The sequence below is a fragment of the Kitasatospora sp. NPDC057738 genome, assembly GCF_042798815.1.
Taxonomy (GTDB): domain Bacteria; phylum Actinomycetota; class Actinomycetes; order Streptomycetales; family Streptomycetaceae; genus Kitasatospora; species Kitasatospora lactacystinica.
Window position 1 is genome coordinate 165,325 of the sequence record NZ_JBHVJT010000003.1, and the last position, 20,026, is coordinate 185,350.

The window sequence follows — 20,026 nt, forward strand, 5'->3', positions numbered from 1 at the left end:
CCGGAGCCCGGGAGCGCCGGCCGCCGCCGCCGCGGTCACGACGTTCCCGGGCCCCCTTCCGGCACGTTCAGGTCGGGTGCGTCCACGCTCATGACGGTGGACACCACGCGCGGGCCTGGAACCAGGTGCAGGCGCTGGAGTCCGGTGCTCTCCGGAGCCGGTGCGAGGACGGCGGCGCACGGGCACGGGGCTTCGTCCAGGCCCTCGAAGCCCGCGAACCGGTAGGCGATCTCCATCATCCGGTTGCGTTCGGTCGCCCGGAAGTCCGCGACCAGGTGGACTCCGGACCGGGCGGCGGCGTCGGCCAGCCAGTTCAGCAGGGTCGCACCGGCGCCGTAGGCGACGACCCGGCAGGAGGTGGCGAGCAGCTTGAGGTGCCACAGGCCGGGGTGCCGCTCCAGCAGCAGGACGCCGACCGCGCCGTGCGGGCCGAACCGGTCGGTGAGGGTGACCACCAGGACCTCGTGCCGGGGGTCGGTGATCAGGCCGCGCAGCACCGCGTCCGGGTAGTGGACCCCGGTCGCGTTCATCTGGCTGGTGCGCAGGGTGAGTTCCTCTACCCGGGACAGCTCCTCGCCGGTGGCCCGGCCGATGCGCATCCGCAGGTCCAGGGAGCGCAGGAACTCCTCGTCGGGGCCGGGGGCGGCCGCCCGCTCGGCCTCGCGGCGGAAGCCCGCCTGGTACATCTGGCGCCGCCGCCGGGAGTCGACGGTGCTGGTCGCGGGGGTGAACTCGGCGAGTTCGGGAAGGGCGAGGACCTGCTCGGCCGGGTAGCACCGTACGTCGGGCAGGTGGAAGGCCACTTCGGCGCGTTCGGCGGGCCGGTCGTCGACGAAGGCGATGGCCGTGAGCGCGAAGTTCAGCCGATCGGCGATCCGGCGCACCGACTCGGACTTGGCGCCCCACCCGATCTCCGGCAGGACGAAGTACTCGGCCACGCCGAATGCCTCCAACCGGGCCCAGGCGTGCTCGTGGTCGTTGCGGCTGGCGACGGACTGGAGGATGCCGCGGGAGTCGAGCTCGATCACCACCTTGCGCACCTCGTCCGGCAGGTGCACCTCGCCGTCCTCCAGCAGGGTGCCCTGCCAGAGGGTGTCGTCCAGGTCCCAGACCAGGCACTTGACGGTCTCGGCCATGTCGTCCTTCCTCGTCTCGTCGGCTGCGGGCCCGCTCACGGTGCCCCCGGAGCGGAGAGCGCGTGCTGTGCCAGCATCAGCCGGCACAGCTCGTTGCTGCCCTCGATGATCTCCATCAGCTTGGCGTCCCGGTACGCCCGGGCCACCGCGTGGCCGTCCCGGGACCCGGCCGAGGCCAGTACCTGGACGGCCGTCGCCGCGCCCCGGGCGGCCTGGGTCGCGGCGACGTGCTTGGCCAGTACGGTCGCCACCACCTGGTCCGGCGACCCTTCGTCCCAGCAGCGGCTGGCGTGCTCGCAGACCCGCGCGGCCACCTGCTCGGCCGTGTAGAGGTCGGCGAGGTGTCCGGCGACGAGCTGGTGCTCCGCGAGCGGCCTGCCGAACTGCTCCCGTCCGGCGGCGTGCGCGGTGGCCGCCGCCAGACAGGCCCGCAGGATTCCCACGCACCCCCAGGCGACGGACATCCGCCCGTAGGCCAGCGCGGTCGTCACCAGCAGGGCGGGCGGCAGTCCGTGACCGCCCAGGACGCTGTCGGCCGGCAGTCGCACCCCGTCGAGGTGGACGTCGGCGTGTCCGGCCGCGCGGCAGCCGAGCGGGTCGGCGATCCGCTCGATCCGGACGCCGGGCGTGTCGGCGGGCACCACGACGGCCACCGCGCCGTCCTCGTGGCGGCCGACGATGACCAGCAGGTCGGCGTAGTGGGCGGCGGTCACCCACTTCTTGTGTCCGTCGACGACGACCGCGTCACCCTCGCGGCGGACGGTCGTCGTCATCGCCGCGAGGTCGCTGCCGGCGCCGGGCTCGCTGAAGCCGACCGCCGCCAGTGCGCCGCCGGTCAGCCGGGGGAGGTGGGCGGCCGACTGCTCGGCGGTGCCCAGGCGCTGGATGGTCCATGCCGCCATGCCCTGGGAGGTCATCACACTGCGCAGCGAACTGCACAGGCCTCCCACGTGGGCGGTGTACGCGCCGCTGTGCATGCTGCTGAGCCCCCAGCCGCCGTACTGCTCCGGGACTTCGGCGCACAGTCGGCCCTCGGCGCCCAGTTCGCGGAGCAGGTCCAGCGGGATGAGGCCGGTCCGGTCCCACTCCCCCGCCAGGTCGCCGACCCGCAGGGTGACGGAGGTCGTCGCGCTGCTCAGGTCCTCACCCATGCTGGCCCCCGGCGGCGGGAACCCGGAGCCGGTCCACCAGCTCCGCCATCCGCCGTACGGTGCGGAAGTTGTCGAGCCGCAGGTCCGCGCCGCGGACGGCGATGGCGTAGGTCTTCTCCAGGTGCACCACCACCTGCATGGCGAAGAGGGACGACAGGCCGCCGGCGCCGAACAGGTCGGTGTCGGCGTCCCAGGCGGTTCCGGTGCGTCCTTCCAGGAATCCCAGCAGTTCCTTCTCCAGGTCGTGGGTGTTGGGCGTGTTCGCTGCGGTCATGGCTGTCTCCTCGTCGGGGTGATCAGGTGTAGTCGTAGAAGCCGCGCCCGGACTTGCGGCCCAGCCGGCCCTCGCGGACCAGCCGGAGCAGCAGTTCCGCGGGGCGGCAGCCGTCGTCGCCGGTGCGCTCGTGGAGCACGGTGAGGGAGTCGACGAGGTTGTCGATGCCGATCAGGTCCGCGGTCCGCAGCGGGCCGGTGGGGTGTCCCAGACAGCCCTGCATCAGGGCGTCGACGTCCTCGGCGCTCGCCGTGCCCTCGCCCACGACCCGGGCCGCGTCGTTGATCATCGGGTGCAGGATGCGGCTGGTCACGAAGCCGGGTGCGTCCCGGACGACCACCGCCCGCCGCCGCAGCGCCGTGAGCAGGGCCGCCACGGCGGCCATCGCGGCGTCCCCGGTCCTGGCGCCGCGGACCACTTCGGTGGTTCCGATCAGGTAGGGCGGGTTCATGAAGTGGGTGCCGACCAGTTCCTCCGGCCGTTCCAGGGCCCCGGCCAGTTCGTCGACGGGGATGGAGGAGGTGTTGGTGATCAGCAGGGTTCCGGGCCGGACCAGTCCGGAGACCTCGGACAGGACGGCGGCCTTGATCGCGGCGTTCTCGGTGACCGCCTCGACGACGGCGGTGGCTCCGGCGGCGGCCTTGAGCGAGGTGCCGGTGGCCAGGGCGCCGAGGGGCGTCCCGTCGGGCAGGGCGCCCATCAGTTCGGCCAGCCGGAGTTCGCCGTCGATCAGGTCCGCGGCCCGGTCGAGCCGTTCCCGGTCGATGTCGACCAGGTGGACCGGCAGGCCGTGTCCGAGGGCGAGGACGGTGATTCCGACGCCCATCACCCCGGCTCCCAGCACGGTGAGGGCCTGTCGCGGGGGGGAATCGTCGTACGGGGCTGTGGTCAACGGGTTCTCCTTCGTTTTCACCGGGCACCGGGGGTGCGGAGGGTGCTGTCGAGCCAGTCGGCGACGGCGTCGCCGGTGGTCGCGACATGCTGTTCCATGATCGAGAAGTGGTCTCCGGGGACGTCGACGACGGTGTCGGCGCCGGCCCAGGTCGAGCGCCAGTCGCCGGCTTCGGCGGACGGGCGGCCGAGCGGGGTGGAGGCGCGGACCAGCAGCAGCGGGGCGCGGACCGCCGGGGGCTTCCAGTCGTCGAGCAGACGGAAGTAGCCGCCCATCGCGGTCAGCCGGGCCCCGTCCATCGGGGCCGCCCGGTCCTCGCGGGCGAACATGCCGCCCAGCAGGACGTCGTTGAACTGGGTGATGCCCTGGTTGTCGGAGAGGTAGGTGTCCAGCAGCACCACGGCCGCCGGGCCCTCGCCGCGCTGTTCCAGCGCGGCGGCCACGCCGTGGGCGAGCGTGCCGCCGGAGGAGGAGCCGGCCAGCACGAGCGTCCGTCCGGGCAGTTCCCGGAGCAGTGTCGTCGCCTGGAAGTCCAGCAGGGCCGACATGTCGGCGGGCAGTTCCTCCTCGGGGACGAATCCGGGGGCGTCGAGCGCGGCGACGGCGTAGCGGTCCCGGAAGCGGGCGGCGAAGCGGGCGTACTGGTGGGCACCGCCGAGCGCGACGATGGAGCCGAAGCAGACGAGCACGGGGGCGTCGGCGCGCTCGTTCAGGCGCAGCAGCCGAGGGCCTGCGCCGGCGGCCGCGAGGTCACTGCCGCTGTGGAAGGCCGGGCGCAGGGCGGAGGCGTTCTTGAGCAGGGCGATGCCCTCGTCGATCCGGCCGAGTGTGCAGGCCTGGCGGAACAGCACGCTCACCGGGTCGGCGTCGGCGGCGTCGGACGCAGCTGCTCCGGTTCCGGCCGCGGGTGCCGTTTCGGGCCGGGGGGTGTCTTCCGCCCGGGCCTCGGCGGCGAGGCGCGCCGCGAGCGCGGCGGGGGTGCCGCTGTCGAAGACGGCGGAGGGCCGTAGCCGCAGTCCGGTGGCGGCGGCCAGCCGGTTGCGGAGTTCGACCGCGGTCAACGAGTCGAATCCGACGGAGAGGAAGGGGACCGTCGCGGACAGCGCCCCGGAGTCGGTGTGGCCGAGGACTTCGGCGGCCTCGGCGAGGACGAGTTCGCGCAGGACCAGCTCGCGTCCCTGTTCGTCGGCGGCGGCGTCGAGCCGGTGCCGGAGCGCTGCGGCGGCGGTCGGGGACCCCTTCGCCCCGGTCGCCGCGGTCGGGCTGCGCCGGACCAGGGAGCGCAGCATCGGGTGCACCGGGCCGTCGCCGCGCACGGTCAGGTCGAGGTGGGCCAGGACGACGGGACTCCCGTCTCCCGGCGGGGCGGCGTCCGGGGCGCACACGGTGTCCAGCAGGGCCATGGCCTCCTGGTCGGAGAGGCCGCGGGCGCCGCGCCGGTCGATGCGCTGCCGTTCGGCGCCGCCGAGCTCCGCCGTCATTCCGCTCACCCGCTCCCAGGGCCCCCAGGCGAGGGACAGGCCGGGGAGCCCGAGCCGTCGGCGTTCCGCGGCGAGGGCGTCGAGCGCGGCGTTGGCGGCCGAGTAGGACGCCTGGCCGGGGCTGCCCAGCACGCCCGCGGCGGAGGAGAAGACGACGAACGCGGCGAGGTCCGCTCCGCGCGTCAGCCGGTCGAGGTGGTGGGCGGCGTCGACCTTGGGCCGCAGGACGGCGGTCATCCGCTCCCCCGTCAGCCCGTCCAGCAGACCGTCGTCGAGCACTCCGGCGGTGTGGACCACGGCACACAGCGGATGGCGTTCGGGGATGCCTGCCAGGGCGGCGGCCAGGGCCTGACGGTCGGACACGTCACAGCTGAGGGCGGCCAGTTCGGCTCCCGCCTCGGCCAGCTCCGCCGTCAGCTCCGGCATGCCGGGGGCGTCGGCGCCGCGGCGGCTCAGCACGAGGAGGTGGCGCACCCCGTGCGCGGCGACCAGATGGCGCGCCAGGACGGCCGCGAGGGCGCCGCCGCCGCTCAGCAGGACCGTCCCCTCGGCCGGCCCGAACGCGCCGGCCGGCCGGGTGTCGGTCGCGGTGGCGGTGGCCGTGGTGGCGGTGGTGGCCGGCGGCCGTACCAGTCGGGGCGCGTACAGGACGCCGCCGCGCAGGGCCGCCTGTGGTTCGCCCGTGGCGAGCAGGTCGGCGAGCGCGTCGCCGAGACCGTCCGGGGCCGGCCCTTCGACGTCCAGCAGCACGAACCGGTCGGGGTGTTCGAGCTGAGCGGCCCTGAGCATGCCCCACACGGCCGCCGCGCCGAGGTCCGCCGGCTGCGGCTGCGCGCCGAACGGGCCGGTCGCACCCCGGGTGAGCACCACCAGGGGTGTCCGGGCGGTGGTGTCGTCGGCCAGGTGGGCCTGGACGCGGTCCAGGACCCCGGACGCGACCGCGTGCACCGCCGCGGGGTCCGCGTCCCGGGCGGGGGCGTCCGCGGTCACGGTGCCGGCGGACGGGGGGCAGGTCAGCAGCATCGCGTCGGGTGTCGCGGACGGGGGTTCGGTGGGGAAGCCGGCCGGCAGCAGCCGCTCGTCCTGCGGGCCGAGGAGGCCCCAGCGGGTGACCGGGCGCGGGCCGGGCCCGGCGGTGACCGGCGTCCAGCCGACGTGGAGGACGGAGCCGGAGGACGCCCGCAGTGCGGCGGTGGACGCCGTGCGCAGAGTGAGCGAGCCGACCGTCGCCACCGTGCGCCCCGAGGGATCGGTGATCCGCGCGGTGACGGCGTCCGGGCCGTCGGGGCGCAGCCGGACGCGCAGGACCGGCGCGTCGGAGGTCTCGATCGCGACGCGCTGCCAGGAGAACGGCAGGGGGACGCCGTCGGCGGGCTCCGCGGTCGCGGCGCCTTCGCGCAGACCGGTCGTCTGGAGGGCCGCGTCCAGGAGGGCCGGGTGCACGCCGAAGCCGCCCGCTCCGCCGGCGGGGAGGCCGTCGGGCAGGGCCACTTCGGCGTGGATCGCGTCCGCGGTGCGCCATGCGGCGCGCAGGCCCCGGAACGCCGGGCCGTAGGCGACGCCCCGGGTTTCGAGCAGCCCGTACAGTTCGTCCACGTCGAGGGGGACCGCGTCGGGCGGGGGCCAGGTGCCGGCCGGTTCGGTCGTGTCGTCCCGGTCGGCCGAGGGGTCCCGGGGGCCGACCGCGCCGGTCGCGTGCCGGGTCCAGGGCCGGTCGGCGGAGCCGGGGGCGGCCTCGGGCCGGGAGTGGAACTCCACCGGGCGCCGTCCCGTGCCGTCCTCGGCGCCCACCCGTACGCGCAGTTGCACGGCCTGATCGTCGGGCAGCAGCAGCGGGGCGGCGAGGGTCAGCTCCTCCACGAGGGCGCAGCCGAGGCGGCGGCCCGCGTGCGCGGCCAGCTCCACGAGGGCCGCGCCGGGCAGGATCACGGCTCCGGCCACGGCGTGGTCGGCGAGCCAGGGGTGGGTGGCCGAGGAGAGCCGGCCGGTGAAGAGGGTGCCCGCGTCGTCGGGCAGTTCGACCTCGGCGCCGAGCAGCGGGTGGTCCGCGGCGGACTGGCCGGTGGCCGCCTGGTCCCGGTCGGCCGGCAGGGCGTCCAGCCAGTAGCGGCGTCGTTGGAAGGCGTAGGTGGGCAGGTCCACCCGCTGGGCACCGGTTCCCGCGAACAGTCGCTCCCAGTCGACGCGCAGGCCCCGGACGTGTGCCTCGGCGAGCGCGAGCTGGAGTCGGCGGAGCCCTCCGGCCCCGCGCCGCAGGGTGTCGAGCACCAGCGTCTCCGGGGCGCCCGCGTCGGCGGCCGTGTCCTCGATCGCGTACATCAGGGCGGGCTGGGGGCTCGACTCGATGAAGACGCGGTGCCCGGCCGCGAGGAGCGAGCGGGTCGCCCGCTCGAACTCGACGGTCTGCCGGAGGTTGCGGTACCAGTACTCGGCGCCCAGGGACTTCGTGTCCAGCAGGCCGCCGGTCACGCTGGAGTAGTACGGCACCGTACCCGCGAGGGGGGTGATCCCGTCCAGGTCGGAGAGCAGGCGCTCGCGGATCTCCTCCACGTGCGAGGAGTGCGACGCGAAGCCGGTTTCGATGCGAGTCGCCCACACCCCTTCCTCCAGGAGTTCCTCCACCAGGGCCGTGACCGCGTCGGCGTCGCCCGACACCGCCGCCGACGACGGGCCGTTCACCGCCGCCACCGAGAGCCGGCCCGCCCACGGGGCGATGCGCTCCCGTGCCACGTCCACCGGCAGGGGAACCGACGCCATACCGCCACGGCCCGCCAACGCACCCACCGCACGGGAACGCAACGCGACCACCCGCGCCCCGTCGTCGATGCTCAGACCACCCGCCACCACCGCGGCGGCGATCTCGCCCTGCGAGTGGCCCACCACCGCGTCCGGAACGACGCCGAACGAGCGCCACACCTCCGCCAGCGACACCATCACCGACCACAGCACCGGCTGCACCACGTCGACCCGGGCGAGCAACCGCTCCGAGCCCAGCGCCTCCGCCAACGACCAGTCCACGTAAGGCGCCAGCGCCCGCTCGCACTCGGCCATCCGTTCCGCGAACACAGCCGATTCGGCCAGCAGCTCCGCGGCCATCCCCACCCACTGCGAACCCTGACCCGGGAACACCAGCACCGAACGGCCCGGGGGCAGCCCGCTGCCGACCGTCACGCCCGCCGCACGCACGCCCCGCGACAGGGCGGCGACACCGGCCAGCAGTTCGCCCCGGTCCGCCCCCACCACCACCGCGCGCTCCGCGAACCGCGAACGCCCCGCCGCCAGCGAATGGCCGACGTCCGTCACGCTCAGGCCCGGTTCCGCCACCACCCGCTCGTACAGCGCCGTCGCCTGGGCGCGCAGCGCATCCGGAGTACGCGCCGACAGGATCCAGGGGACGGCGGCGGGCACCGGTTCCGGCGTGGCGGGCCCGTCGGAAGCCGCCGGGTCGGCCGGGGCCTGTTCGAGGATGACGTGGGCGTTGGTGCCGCTGGCGCCGAAGGAGGACACCCCGGCCCGGCGCGGGCGGCCCGTCTCCGGCCAGGGGGCGGCCTCGGTGAGCAGGGAGACGGCTCCCTCGGTCCAGTCGATCCGGGGCGAGGGACGGTCGACGTGCAGGGTGCGCGGCATCACGCCGTGCCGCATCGCGAGCACCGACTTGATCACCCCGCCGACGCCCGCGGCGGCCTGGGTGTGGGACAGGTTGGACTTCAGCGAGCCCAGCCGCAACGGCCGCCCGGCGGGCCGGTCCTGCCCGTACGTGGCCATCAGCGCCTGCGCCTCGATGGGGTCGCCGAGGACGGTGCCGGTGCCGTGCGCCTCCACCATGTCGACCTCGGACGGGTCGAGTCCGGCACGGGCGAGCGCCCCGTTGATGACGCGCTGCTGCGCGGGCCCGTTGGGGGCGGTCAGCCCGTTGCTGGCGCCGTCCTGGTTGACGGCCGAGCCGCGGATGACGGCCAGGACGGGGTGCCCCGCGCGCCGGGCGTCCGAGAGCCGTTCCAGCAGGAGCAGGCCCAGGCCCTCCCCGAACCCGGCTCCGTCCGCCGCGGACGAGAAGGACTTGCTGCGTCCGTCGGGTGCCAGGCCGCGCTGGCGGCTGAATCCGACGTACAGGCCGGGGGTGGACATCACGGTCACCCCACCGGCCAGGGCGAGGGTGGTGTCGCCGGAGCGCAGCCCCTGGCAGGCGAGGTGGACGGCGACCAGGGAGGACGAGCAGGCGGTGTCCAGGGTGACCGCCGGGCCTTCCAGGCCCAGGGTGTAGGCGATCCGGCCCGAGGCGACGCTGGGGATGGTGCCGGTGCCGAGGAAGCCTTCCACTTCGTCGGGCACCCGGCCGAGCCGGGACCCGTATTCGCTGTAGATCACTCCGGTGTAGACGCCGGTGCGGCTGCCGCGCAGGGTCGCCGGGTCGATGCCCGCGCGTTCCACCGCTTCCCAGGACGCTTCCAGCAGCAGCCGCTGCTGCGGGTCCATGGCCAGGGCCTCGCGCGGCGAGATGCCGAAGAAGCCGGGGTCGAAGCCGGTCGCGTCGTGGAGGAAGCCGCCTTCCCGGACGTAGAAGGTGCCGGGGGCGTCGGGGTCGGCGTCGAAGCCGCCCTCGACGTCCCAGCCGCGGTCGGTGGGGAACGGCGAGACCGCGTCGCGTTCCTTGACCAGCAGGTCCCACAGGTCTTCCGGGGTGCGTACGCCGCCGGGGTAGCGGCAGCTCATCGCCACGATGGCGATGGGCTCGGCGGAGTCGTCGCGGAGCCGTCGGTTCTCCTGCCGCAGGCGCTGGTTGTCCACCAGCGAGGCGCGCAGGGCGGCGACCACCTGGTCCGTGTCGGCGGGCATGGGGGTGGGCTTCTCCTTCTGCGGCTGTCGGTCAGTCACGTTCGCCGCCCAGGGCCATCCGGACGAGTTCGTCGACGGCCATGGCGTTGATGTCGGCGGCGGGAGCCGGCGTGTCCGGTGTCTCCGGCCGGTCGGCGAGGTGCGCCCCGGCGGCCCTCCCGGTGCGGGCGGGGTCGCCCGGCCCGTCGGGTACCAGGCGCCCGGTGAGGTGGGCGGCGACGGCGGCCGGGGTGGGGTGGTCGAAGACCAGGGTGGCGGGCAGCCGGCGGCCGGTGGCGGCGCCGAGCCGGTTGCGGAGTTCGACCGCGGTGAGCGAGTCGAAGCCGAGGTCCTTGAACGCCTGGTCCGGGTCGACGGCCTCGGGTCCGCCGTGGCCGAGGATGTCGGCGACCCGGCTCCGTACCAGGTCGAGCAGGGTGGCGACGCGTTCCTCCGGGGTGAGGCCGGTCAGCCGGCGGCGCAGCGAGTCCGCTTCGGCGGCGTCCGCCCCGGAGGCGGGGCGGCGTGCGGTACCGGGGACCAGGGCGGCGAGCAGGGCCGGGACGGGTCCGGTCCGGGCTGCCGTCCGGAGCCGGCCGAGGTCGATCTTGACCGGGACGAGCAGCGGTTCGTCCAGGGTGAGCGCCGCGTCGAACAGGGCCAGGCCCTCTTCGCTGCCGATGGCCGCGGTGCCTCCCCGGGACATCCGCCGCAGGTCGGCGGCGGTGAGCGTGCCGGTCATGGTGCTGCGGCGCGCCCACAGGCCCCAGGCGAGCGACTGGGCGGGCAGTTTCAGGGCACGGCGGTGCTGGGCGAGCGCGTCGAGGAAGGCGTTGGCGGCCGCGTAGTTGCCCTGCCCGGCGTTGCCGACCGTGGCGGACGCGGAGGAGAACAGGACGAAGGCCGACAGCGGCAGGTCACGGGTGAGGTTGTGCAGGTTGAGGGCCGCGTCGACCTTGGGCCGCAGGACGTGGCGCATCCGCCCGGGGGTCAGCGACTCGATCGTCCCGTCGTCCAGGACGCCGGCCGCGTGGACGACCGCGCTCAGCGGGCGGTCGGCGGGGATGCCGGCGAGCAGCGCGGCGAGCGCGTCCCGGTCGGCGACGTCACAGGCCTCCACGTCCACCCGGGCGCCGAGGCCGCGCAGTTCGGCTGCGAGGTCGGCCAGGCCCGGGGCGTCCGTGCCGCGCCTGCCGACGAGCAGCAGGTTCCGTACGCCGTGCGCGGTCACGAGGTGCTCTGCCACCAGGCCGCCGAGCGCGCCGCCGGCCCCGGTGACGAGGACGGTTCCCCCGGCCGCGGCGATACCGGATGGTGTGTCCGGGTCCGGGTTCCGGTCCGGGTCCGTGGCGACGGTGGCCCTGGTGAGGCGGGCGGCGAGGAGCTCTCCGCCGCGTATCGCCAGTTGGGGTTCCGTTCCGGCCAGTGCCCGGGGCAGCAGGCCGGCCACGGCGGCCGGGTCGTCGGTGTCGATCAGCAGGAAGCGGTCCGGGTGCTCGGACTGGGCGGAGCGGACGAGGCCGCGGACCGCGGCGCCGGTGAGGTCGGTGACCTCCTCGCCGGCTGCCGTGGAGACCGCACCCCGGGTGACGAGCACGAGCCGGGTGCCGTCGTCCCACCGCGGGTCGGCCAGCCAGTCCTGGACGAGCCGCAGGGCGTCGTCCAGTGCGGTGTGCACGGATCCGGCGTCGGGCGGGGACGAAAGGTCCGGGGTGTGGTCGCACCAGGCCAGCACGGCGGCGGGCGACGGCGCTCCCCCGTCCAGCGCGGCACCGAGCGCGGCCAGGTCCGGATGGCTGTCCGGGAAGAGTTCCCGGCCGCCGAGGACAGCCCAGCGTCCGAGGGGGTCGGCGGGTGCGGTGGCGGGCACCGCCGACCACTGCACCCGGTAGAGGGATTCCGGGCCGCCGCCCGGGCGGAGGGTGTCGAGGTCGATCGGGCGGACGGCGAGCGCCTCGACCGACGCGACCGGGAGGCCGTTCGGGTCGGTCGCGTCGATCGACACCGATCCGTCCGGCCGGAAGCCGAGCCGTACCCTGAGCGCGGTGGCTCCGGAGGCGTGCAGCCCGACTCCGCTCCAGGAGAACGGCAGTCCGGCGGACGGCCGGTCCGCGCCCGATTCGCTGTCCGGCCGGGCCCGCAGGAACAGCCCCTGGAGGGCGGCGTCCAGGAGGGCGGGGTGCACGCCGAAGGCGGAGGCGGACCGGTGCTGGTCCTCGGGCAGACGTACCTCGGTGAAGATCTCGTCGCCCCGGCGCCAGGCAGCGGTGAGCCCGCGGAAGGCGGGTCCGTAGCCGTAACCGGAGGAACGGAACCGCTCGTACAGGTCGTCGACGGGGATCGGGACGGCGCCGGGCGGGGGCCAGGAGCCGGCGTCGTCCGGTACGGCCGAGGACGACGGCTCGCGGGTCGTGGCGTCGGCGGTGAGCGTGCCGGTCGCGTGCGCGGTCCAGTGCGGGGTCGCCGCGTCCTCGCGGCAGGAGAACAGGTCCAGGGAGCGGCTGCCGTGCGCGTCCGTGGCGCCGACCCGAACCTGCAGGCGGACGGCGGTGTCGGCGGGTATCAACAGCGGTGACTGGAGCGTCAGTTCCTCCACCGTGTGGCAGCCGGCCTCGTCCGCGGCGCGTACCGCGAGTTCCGCGAAGGCCGCGCCGGGCAGCAGGACCGTACCGGCCACCGCATGGTCGGCGAGCCAGGGGTGGGTACGCAGCGAGATCCGGCCCGTGAGCAGCAGTTCACCCGTGTCGGCCAGTTCGATGGCCGCTCCGAGGACGGGGTGGTCGGCCGGATCGAGCCCGGCCGCGCCCACATCGGCCGCCGCGGTGGGTGCCGGCTCGGGCCAGTAGCGGCTGCGCTGGAAGGCGTAGGTCGGCAGGTCCACCCGCCGCGCCCCCGGGAACGCACCCGAGAAGTCCACTCCCAGCCCGCACTCCCACGCACGACCCACCGCACGCAGCACCTGAGCCGGGCCGCCCTCCCCCCGGCGCAGCGTCCCCAGCACCGCGGCCTCCACACCCGCGGCCTCCACCGACTCCCCCACCGCCACACCCAGCACCGCATGCGGGCTGGCCTCGACGAAGAACCGGAAACCCTCCCCCAGCAACGCCGCCGTGGCCTGCCCGAACTCCACCGTCTCCCGCAGATTCCGGTACCAGTACTCGGCGTCCAGGACCTCCGTGTCCAACCAACCACCCGTCACCGTCGAGAAGAACGGCACCGAACCCGAGACCGGAACGATCCCGTCCAGGTCGGCGAGCAGGCGCTCACGGACCTCCTCCACATGCGCGGAGTGCGACGCGTAGTCGACCTCGATCAGACGCGCCCGCACCCCCTCCCCCACCAGCGCATCGACCAGCGCCGCCACCGCGTCCGCGTCACCCGACACCACCGTCGACGACGGACCGTTCACCGCCGCCACCGACAACCGGCCCGCGATCCGCTCCCGCACCGCCTCCACCGGCAGCGGCACCGACGCCATCCCGCCACGGCCCGCCAACGCACCCACCGCACGGGAACGCAACGCCACCACCCGCGCCCCGTCGTCGATACTCAGACCACCCGCCACCACGGCCGCGGCGATCTCGCCCTGCGAGTGGCCCACCACCGCGTCCGGAACCACCCCGAACGCGCGCCACACCTCCGCCAGCGACACCATCACCGCCCACAGCACCGGCTGCACCACATCGACCCGCGCCAACAGCGCCTCCGAACCCAGCACCTCCGCCAACGACCAATCCACGTAAGGCGCCAGAGCCCGCTCGCACTCCGCCATCCGCCCCGCGAACACAGCCGATTCGGCCAACAGCTCCGCGGCCATCCCCACCCACTGCGAACCCTGACCCGGGAACACCAGCACCGAACGACCGTCGACCGGGCGACCGCCGTCCCACGCTCCCGAGTCGTCGTCGGCCATCCGGCCCAGCAGGGTGTGGAGTTGGTCCCGGTCCCCGACCAGTGCCTTCCGGTACTCGAAGGCGGTGCGCGTGTGCAGGGCGGATCCGATGTCGCGCGGGTCGGCCCCGGGGTTGCCGTCCAGGTGGCGGCGCAGCCGGTCGGCCTGGAGGCGCAGTGCCTGCGGGCTCTTCGCCGACAGCAGCCAGGGCACCGCCGGCAGGGGGGTGCGCTCGGCCGGCGGGCCGTCGTCCTCCAGGGGGGTGTGTTCGAGGATGGTGTGGACGTTGGTGCCGCTCAGGCCGAAGGAGGACACTCCGGCCCGGAAGGGGCGGCCGTGGGACGGCCAGGGCTGCTGCTCGGTCGCGAGGGCCAGCGCTCCGCGCGTCCAGTCGACGTGGCCGGAGGGCCTGCTGACGTGCAGGGTGCGGGGCACCTGCCCGTGCTGCATGGACAGCACCGTCTTGATGACCCCCGCCACACCCGATGCCGCCTGGGCGTGGCCGAGGTTGGACTTGAGGGAGCCGACCAGCAGGGGCCGTCCGGCGGGCCGGTCCTGGCCGTAGGTGGCCAGCAGGGCCTGCGCCTCGATCGGGTCGCCGAGGGTGGTGCCGGTGCCGTGCGCCTCCACCACGTCCACCTCGGACGTCGTCAGGCCCGCGTCCGCGAGCGCCGCCCGGATCACCCGCTGCTGCGACGGACCGTTGGGGGCGGAGAGTCCGTTGCTGGCGCCGTCCTGGTTGACGGCGGAGCCGCGTACCACCGCCAGTACCGGGTGTCCGTTGCGGCGGGCGTCCGACAGCCGCTCCAGCAGCAGGACGCCGACGCCTTCGCCCATGCCCATGCCGTCCGCGTCGTCCGAGAAGGCCTTGCAGCGGCCGTCCTCGGCGAGTCCCCGTTGCCGGGAGAAGCTGATCAGGGCGCCGGGGGTCGCCATCAGGGCGACACCGCCGACCAGGGCGAGGGAGCAGTCGCCGCCGCGCAGGGCCCGGCCGGCGTAGTGCATGGCGACGAGTGAGGAGGAGCAGGCCGTGTCGATGGTCACGGCGGGGCCTTCGAGGCCCAGGGTGTAGGCGACCCGGCCGGATACGACGCTGGGTGCGCTGCCGGTGAGCAGGTGGCCCTCTCCTTCCTCCGACTGGGCGACGACGGCCGCGTAGTCGGCGTAGTTGACGCCGGTGAACACTCCGGTGCGGCTGCCGCGCAGGGCGGCCGGGTCGATGGCGGCGCGTTCGATCGCCTCCCAGGTGGTTTCCAGGAGCAGCCGCTGCTGGGGGTCCATGGCCAGGGCCTCGCGCGGCGAGATGCCGAAGAACTCCGCGTCGAAGTCGGCGGCGTCGTGCAGGAAGCCGCCCCGCCGGGTGGTCGAGGTGCCGGGGCGGTCGGGGTCGGGGTCGTAGAGGGCTTCGACGTCCCAGCCGCGGTCGGTGGGGAAGTCCGAGACGGCGTCGCCGCCGTCGGCGAGCAGGCGCCACAGGTCTTCGGGGGTGCCGATGCCACCGGGGAAGCGGCAGGCCATGGACACGATCGCGATCGGCTCGTCGTCGGGCGCGGGCGGGTGCGCGGCGGTGTCCGGGGCGGCCGGGTCCGGGTCGGTGGCCTGCCGGCCGAGCAGTTCGGCGCGGATCTCCCGGGCGAGCGCGGTGGACGACGGGTGGTCGAAGATCAGCGTGGACGGCAGCCGCAGTCCGGTGGCGGTGTTGAGCCGGTTGCGGAGTTCGACCGCGGTGAGGGAGGCGAAGCCCATGTCCTGGAACGCCGTGCCGGGCCGGATCGCGTCCACCGAGGGATGGCCGAGGACGGCTGCCGCGTGGGTGCGGACCAGGTCGAGCAGCAGGCGGTGCTGTTCGGATTCGGCGAGGGCGGCGAGCCGTTGGCGCAGCAGTGCGGCGGCGGGTGCCTCCGTGTCGCCGGTCGCGGCTTCCAGGGCGCGGCGGGCTTCGGGGATGCCGGTGAGCAGCGGGCTGCGGCGGGTGGAGGTGAAGACGGCGGCGAACCGCTCCCAGTCGACGTCGGCGACGGCGAGTACGGTCTCGTCGTCGTCGAGTGCCTGTTGCAGGGCGTGGACCGCGAGGTCGGGGGCGATCCGGGGCAGGCCGTGCTGCTCCAGTTTGAACAGGTCGGCGTCCGCTCCGGCGATGCGGTCCTGAAAGGGGTTCTCGGCCTGCCAGATGCCCCAGTCGACGGTGGTGGCGGTGAGGCCGCGGGCCCGGCGGTGCTGGGCCAGGGCGTCGAGGTAGGCGTTGGCGGCGGCGTAGGCGCCGTGGTCGCCGCTGCCCCAGACTCCGGCGATCGAGGAGAACAGGACGAAGGCGTCGAGTTCGCGGTCGAGCAGGGCGTCGAGGTGTTCGGCGCCGGCGGCCTTGGCGGCGACGATCTGTTCGAACGCGGACATCGGTGTGCCGTCCAGGGGGGCGAGCGCGACGAACGCGGCCGCGTGGACGACCGCGGTGACCGGGTCGCCCGCCGTGTCCAGGCCGGTGAGCAGTTCCGCCACGGCCCGACGGTCCGCCAGGTCGCAGACGGGCAGGGTCAGTCGTACGCCGAGGGCGGCCAGTTCCGCGGCGAGTTCGGCCGCGCCGGGTGCCTGGGGGCCGCGGCGGCCGGGCAGGACGAGGTGGGTGGCGCCGCTGCGGGCCAGCCAGCGGACGAGGTGCGGGCCGACGGCTCCGGTGCCGCCGGTCAGCAGGACGGTGCCGCGGGGCTTCCAGTGCGTCGTACGGCCGTCGTTCCGGGGGGCGCGCCGGAGGCGGCGGGCCAGCAGGCCGGTGGGGCGCAGGGCGAGCTGGTCCTCGCGGCCGAGGCCGTCCGGGCCGGTGCCGGGGGCCGTCAGGACGGCGGCGAGGCGGGTCCTGGCACGGGCGTCGAGGTCCGGCGGCAGGTCGATGAGTCCGCCCCAGCGGGCGGACAGTTCCAGCGCGGCGACCAGTCCGGTGCCCCAGACCAGTGCCTGGCGGGGGTGGGTGACCGGGTCGTCCGGGCCCGTGGACACGGCCCCTGCGGTGGCGCACCACAGGGGTGCGGTGAGGGCGAGGTCGCCCAGGGCCTGCACCAGGGCGACGGTGAGTGCCGTCCCGGTGGGCAGGGCCGGGTGGTCGGGGTGGGGCCGGTCGTCGGCGGCCAGCAGCGACAGCACGCCCGTCGGGACGCGGTCGCCGAGGGCGGTGGCGAGCGTGTCCGCGAGGTCCGTGCGGCGGACGGCGTCGGCGGTGGGTTCGGCCGTGACGACGGTGGCGCCCGCTTCGGTGAGGGCGAGCAGCGGGCCGCGTACCCGTGCGTCGTCGTCGTGTCCGGCGGGCAGGACGACGAGCCAGGTGCCGGCGGCGGGGGTGGCGGCCGGCGGGTCGGGCAGGGGCTGCCAGCCGATGCGGTAGCGCCAGGAGTCGATGACGCTCTCGTCGCGCCGCTGTTTGCGCCAGCCTCGCAGGGCGGGCAGGACGGGGGCGAGGGCGTCCTCGTCGACGGCGAGGTGGGCGGCGATCTCGGCCGGGGCGTCGTGGTCGACCATGTGCCAGAAGGCCGTGTCGTGCGGGTCGGCGGCGGCCGGTCCGGTGCCGGGCGCCGCCTCCGGCTCCAGCCAGTAGCGCCGCAGCTGGAAGGGGTATCCGGGCAGGGCGGTCGGGCGGGCGCCGGTGCCGGCGTACACCGCGGACCAGTCGACGGCCGCGCCGGCCACCCACAGTTCGGCGGCCGAGCGCAGGGCCCGGCGCGCTCCGCCGTCGTCGCGGCGCAGGGTGCCGACGACCACGGGCGGCTCCTCGGCGCCGGTGGCCTCGGCGGTGTCCTGGAGGGCCATGGTCAGCACCGGGTGCGGCGACACCTCGACGAAGACCTCGTGGCCCTGTTCGATCAGGGAGCGGACGGCGGCCTCGAAGCGGACGGTCCCGCGGAGGTTGCGGTACCAGTAGTCGGCGTCCATGACCGTGGTGTCGAGCCGGTCGCCGGTGACGGTGGAGAACAGCGGGATCCGGGCCGGGAGCGGGCGTACGCCGGCCAGCGCGGCCAGCACCTCGGACCTGATCCCTTCGACCTGGGCCGAGTGCGAGGCGTAGTCCACGGGTACGGACCGGGCCCGTACGCCCTGTGCGGCGCAGTGGGCGAGCAGTTCGGCCAGGGCCCGGGTCTCGCCCGAGACCACCACGGCGGCGGGTCCGTTGACGGCGGCCACCGACAGCTTCTCGGCCCAGGGGGCGATCTCGGCGCGGACCCGGTCCTCGGGCAGGGACACCGCGACCATGCCGCCGAGTCCGGCCAGCGCCCGGATGGCCCGGCTGCGCAGGGCGACGACCTTCGCCCCGTCCTCCAGGCTCAGCGCTCCCGCCACCACGGCGGCGGCGATCTCGCCCTGGCTGTGCCCGACCACGGCGTCGGGCCGGACGCCCCAGGACTCCCAGTGCGCGGCCAGTGACACCATCACCGCCCACAGCACCGGCTGCACCACGTCCACCCGTTCCAGGGAGGGTGCCCCGGGCGCGCCCTCCAGGACGGCGGGGAGCCGCCAGTCGACATGGGCGGAGAGGGCGGCGTCGCAGGCGGCGAGGCGGTCCCGGAAGGCGGGGCTGGTGGCGAGCAGGTCCTGCGCCATGCCGGCCCACTGGGAGCCCTGGCCGGGGAACACCAGGGCCGTCCGGCCCTCGACGACCCGGCCGGTGCCCGCGACGACGTCGGCGGGCGTGGCCGGGGCGGTGGAGAGGTCCGTGCCCGGCCCGGACAGGGCGGCGAGGCCGTCCAGCAGTGCGGGGTACCCGTCGCCGATCACCACGGCCCGGTGTTCGAAGGCGGACCGGGTGGTCGCCAGCGAGAACCCGATGTCGGCCGGCCGTGCGGGCGCGTCCGTGGCGAGCCGGGCGCGCAGCCGGGCCGCCTGGTCCCCGAGCGCGGACGCGGTGCGGCCGGACAGCACCCAGGGCAGCACGGCCCCGGGCGCGCCCGCCCCGGCTGCGGTGTCCGGGCCGTCGGTCACGGCTTCCGGTCCGTCTGCCGGTTCCGGCTCCGGCGCCTGTTCGAGGACGACGTGCGCATTGGTGCCGCTCATGCCGAACGAGGACACCCCGGCCCGGCGCGGCCGGTCGACGGCGGGCCAGTCGCGGGCCTCGGTGAGGAGTTCGACGGCGCCCGAGGACCAGTCGGCGTGCGGGGTGGGCGCGTCCACGTGCAGGGTGCGGGGCAGGACGCCGTGCCGCAGTGCGAGCACCGTCTTGATGACCCCGGCGACCCCGGCGGCGGCCTGGGTGTGCCCGATGTTGGACTTCAGCGACCCCAGCCACAGCGGGCGGTCGGCGGGCCGGTCCTGGCCGTAGGTGGCCAGCAGCGCGTCGGCCTCGATCGGGTCGCCGAGGGTGGTACCGGTGCCGTGCGCCTCCACCGCGTCCACGTCGGACGCCGTCAGCCCCGCGTCCGCGAGCGCCGCCCGGATCACCCGCTGCTGGGAGGGGCCGTTGGGGGCGGTCAGGCCGTTGCTGGCGCCGTCCTGGTTGATCGCCGAACCGCGCAGCACGGCCAGCACCGTACGGCCGTTGCGGCGCGCGTCAGACAGCCGCTCCAGCAGCAGCATCCCCACGCCCTCGCCCCAGCCGGTGCCGTCCGCGGCCGCCGCGAACGGCTTGCAGCGGCCGTCGGCGGACATCGCGCCCTGCCGACTGAACTCGACGAACACCGCCGGCAGCGCCATCACGCTGACCCCGCCGGCGAGCGCGAGCGAGCACTCCCCGGCCCGCAGGGCGCGCGCCGCGAGGTGCAGCGCCACCAGCGAGGCCGAACAGGCGGTGTCCACGGTGACGGCGGGGCCTTCGAGGCCGAGCGCGTAGGACACCCGCCCGGACATCACGCTCATCGAGTTCCCCGTCATCAGGAACCCCTGGACGGCTTCGGCGGCGCCGGAGCCCAGCGTCGCGTACCCCTGGTCGATGGCTGCGGCGAACACCCCGGTGCGGCTGCCCCGCAGGGTGAGCGGGTCGATGCCGGCCTGCTCGACGGCCTCCCAGGACGCCATCAGCAGCAGCCGCTGCTGCGGGTCCATCGCGACCGCCTCGCGGGGCGAGATGCCGAAGAACGCCGGGTCGAAGTCCGCCGCGCCGTCCAGGAACGCCCCCCGCCCGGGGACGGTGCCGCCGGACGGCCAAACGGTCTCCCAGCCCCGGTCGCCGGGGACGGGCGCGACGGTGTCGCGGCCTTCGGCGAGCAGTTCCCACAGGTCCTCGGGGGTGCGGACACCGCCGGGGAAGCGGCAGCTCATCGCCACGATCGCGATCGGCTCGCTCGTGCGGGCCTCGGCCTCCCGGAGCCGCTGCCGGGTGTCCCGAAGGTCGATGGTCACCCGGTTGAGGTAGTCGCGCATCCTCTGGTCGCTCACTGGACACCGCTGCTTTCGTCTCGGGCTGCTCGGG

6 protein-coding genes are annotated in these 20,026 nt (G+C 75.3%); all 6 read right to left on the bottom strand.

The annotated features are described in order from the left end of the window. Nucleotides 1–35: 35 nt before the first annotated feature. The 6 genes from ACFVGO_RS03005 to ACFVGO_RS03030 are packed head-to-tail and all read right to left on the bottom strand — an operon-like array spanning nt 36 to nt 19,992. Nucleotides 36–1,136 carry an HAD-IIIC family phosphatase gene (locus ACFVGO_RS03005; protein ID WP_359897829.1) on the bottom strand — a complete coding sequence of 367 codons (1,101 nt, stop codon included), beginning with the start codon at nt 1,134–1,136 and terminating at the stop codon, nt 36–38. Nucleotides 1,137–1,171: 35 nt separating this feature from the next. After that, nucleotides 1,172–2,287 carry an acyl-CoA dehydrogenase family protein gene (locus ACFVGO_RS03010; RefSeq protein WP_380630708.1) on the bottom strand — a complete coding sequence of 372 codons (1,116 nt, stop codon included), beginning with the start codon at nt 2,285–2,287 and terminating at the stop codon, nt 1,172–1,174. Beyond that, nucleotides 2,280–2,561, bottom strand: a complete 282-nt coding sequence (locus ACFVGO_RS03015) for an acyl carrier protein (RefSeq protein WP_359897831.1) — start codon at nt 2,559–2,561, stop codon at nt 2,280–2,282. Before ACFVGO_RS03015 ends, ACFVGO_RS03010 begins: the two co-directional genes overlap by 8 nt. Before the next feature lie 22 nt (nt 2,562–2,583). Continuing rightward, nucleotides 2,584–3,453, bottom strand: a complete 870-nt coding sequence (locus ACFVGO_RS03020) for a 3-hydroxyacyl-CoA dehydrogenase family protein (RefSeq protein ID WP_359897832.1) — start codon at nt 3,451–3,453, stop codon at nt 2,584–2,586. Between the two features lie 17 nt (nt 3,454–3,470). Next, nucleotides 3,471–9,770 carry a type I polyketide synthase gene (locus ACFVGO_RS03025; protein WP_380630710.1) on the bottom strand — a complete coding sequence of 2,100 codons (6,300 nt, stop codon included), beginning with the start codon at nt 9,768–9,770 and terminating at the stop codon, nt 3,471–3,473. A 31-nt stretch (nt 9,771–9,801) separates the two neighbouring features. Beyond that, nucleotides 9,802–19,992: a type I polyketide synthase gene (locus ACFVGO_RS03030; RefSeq protein WP_380630711.1), complete on the bottom strand. Its 10,191-nt coding sequence runs from the start codon at nt 19,990–19,992 to the stop codon at nt 9,802–9,804. Nucleotides 19,993–20,026 lie beyond the last annotated feature (34 nt).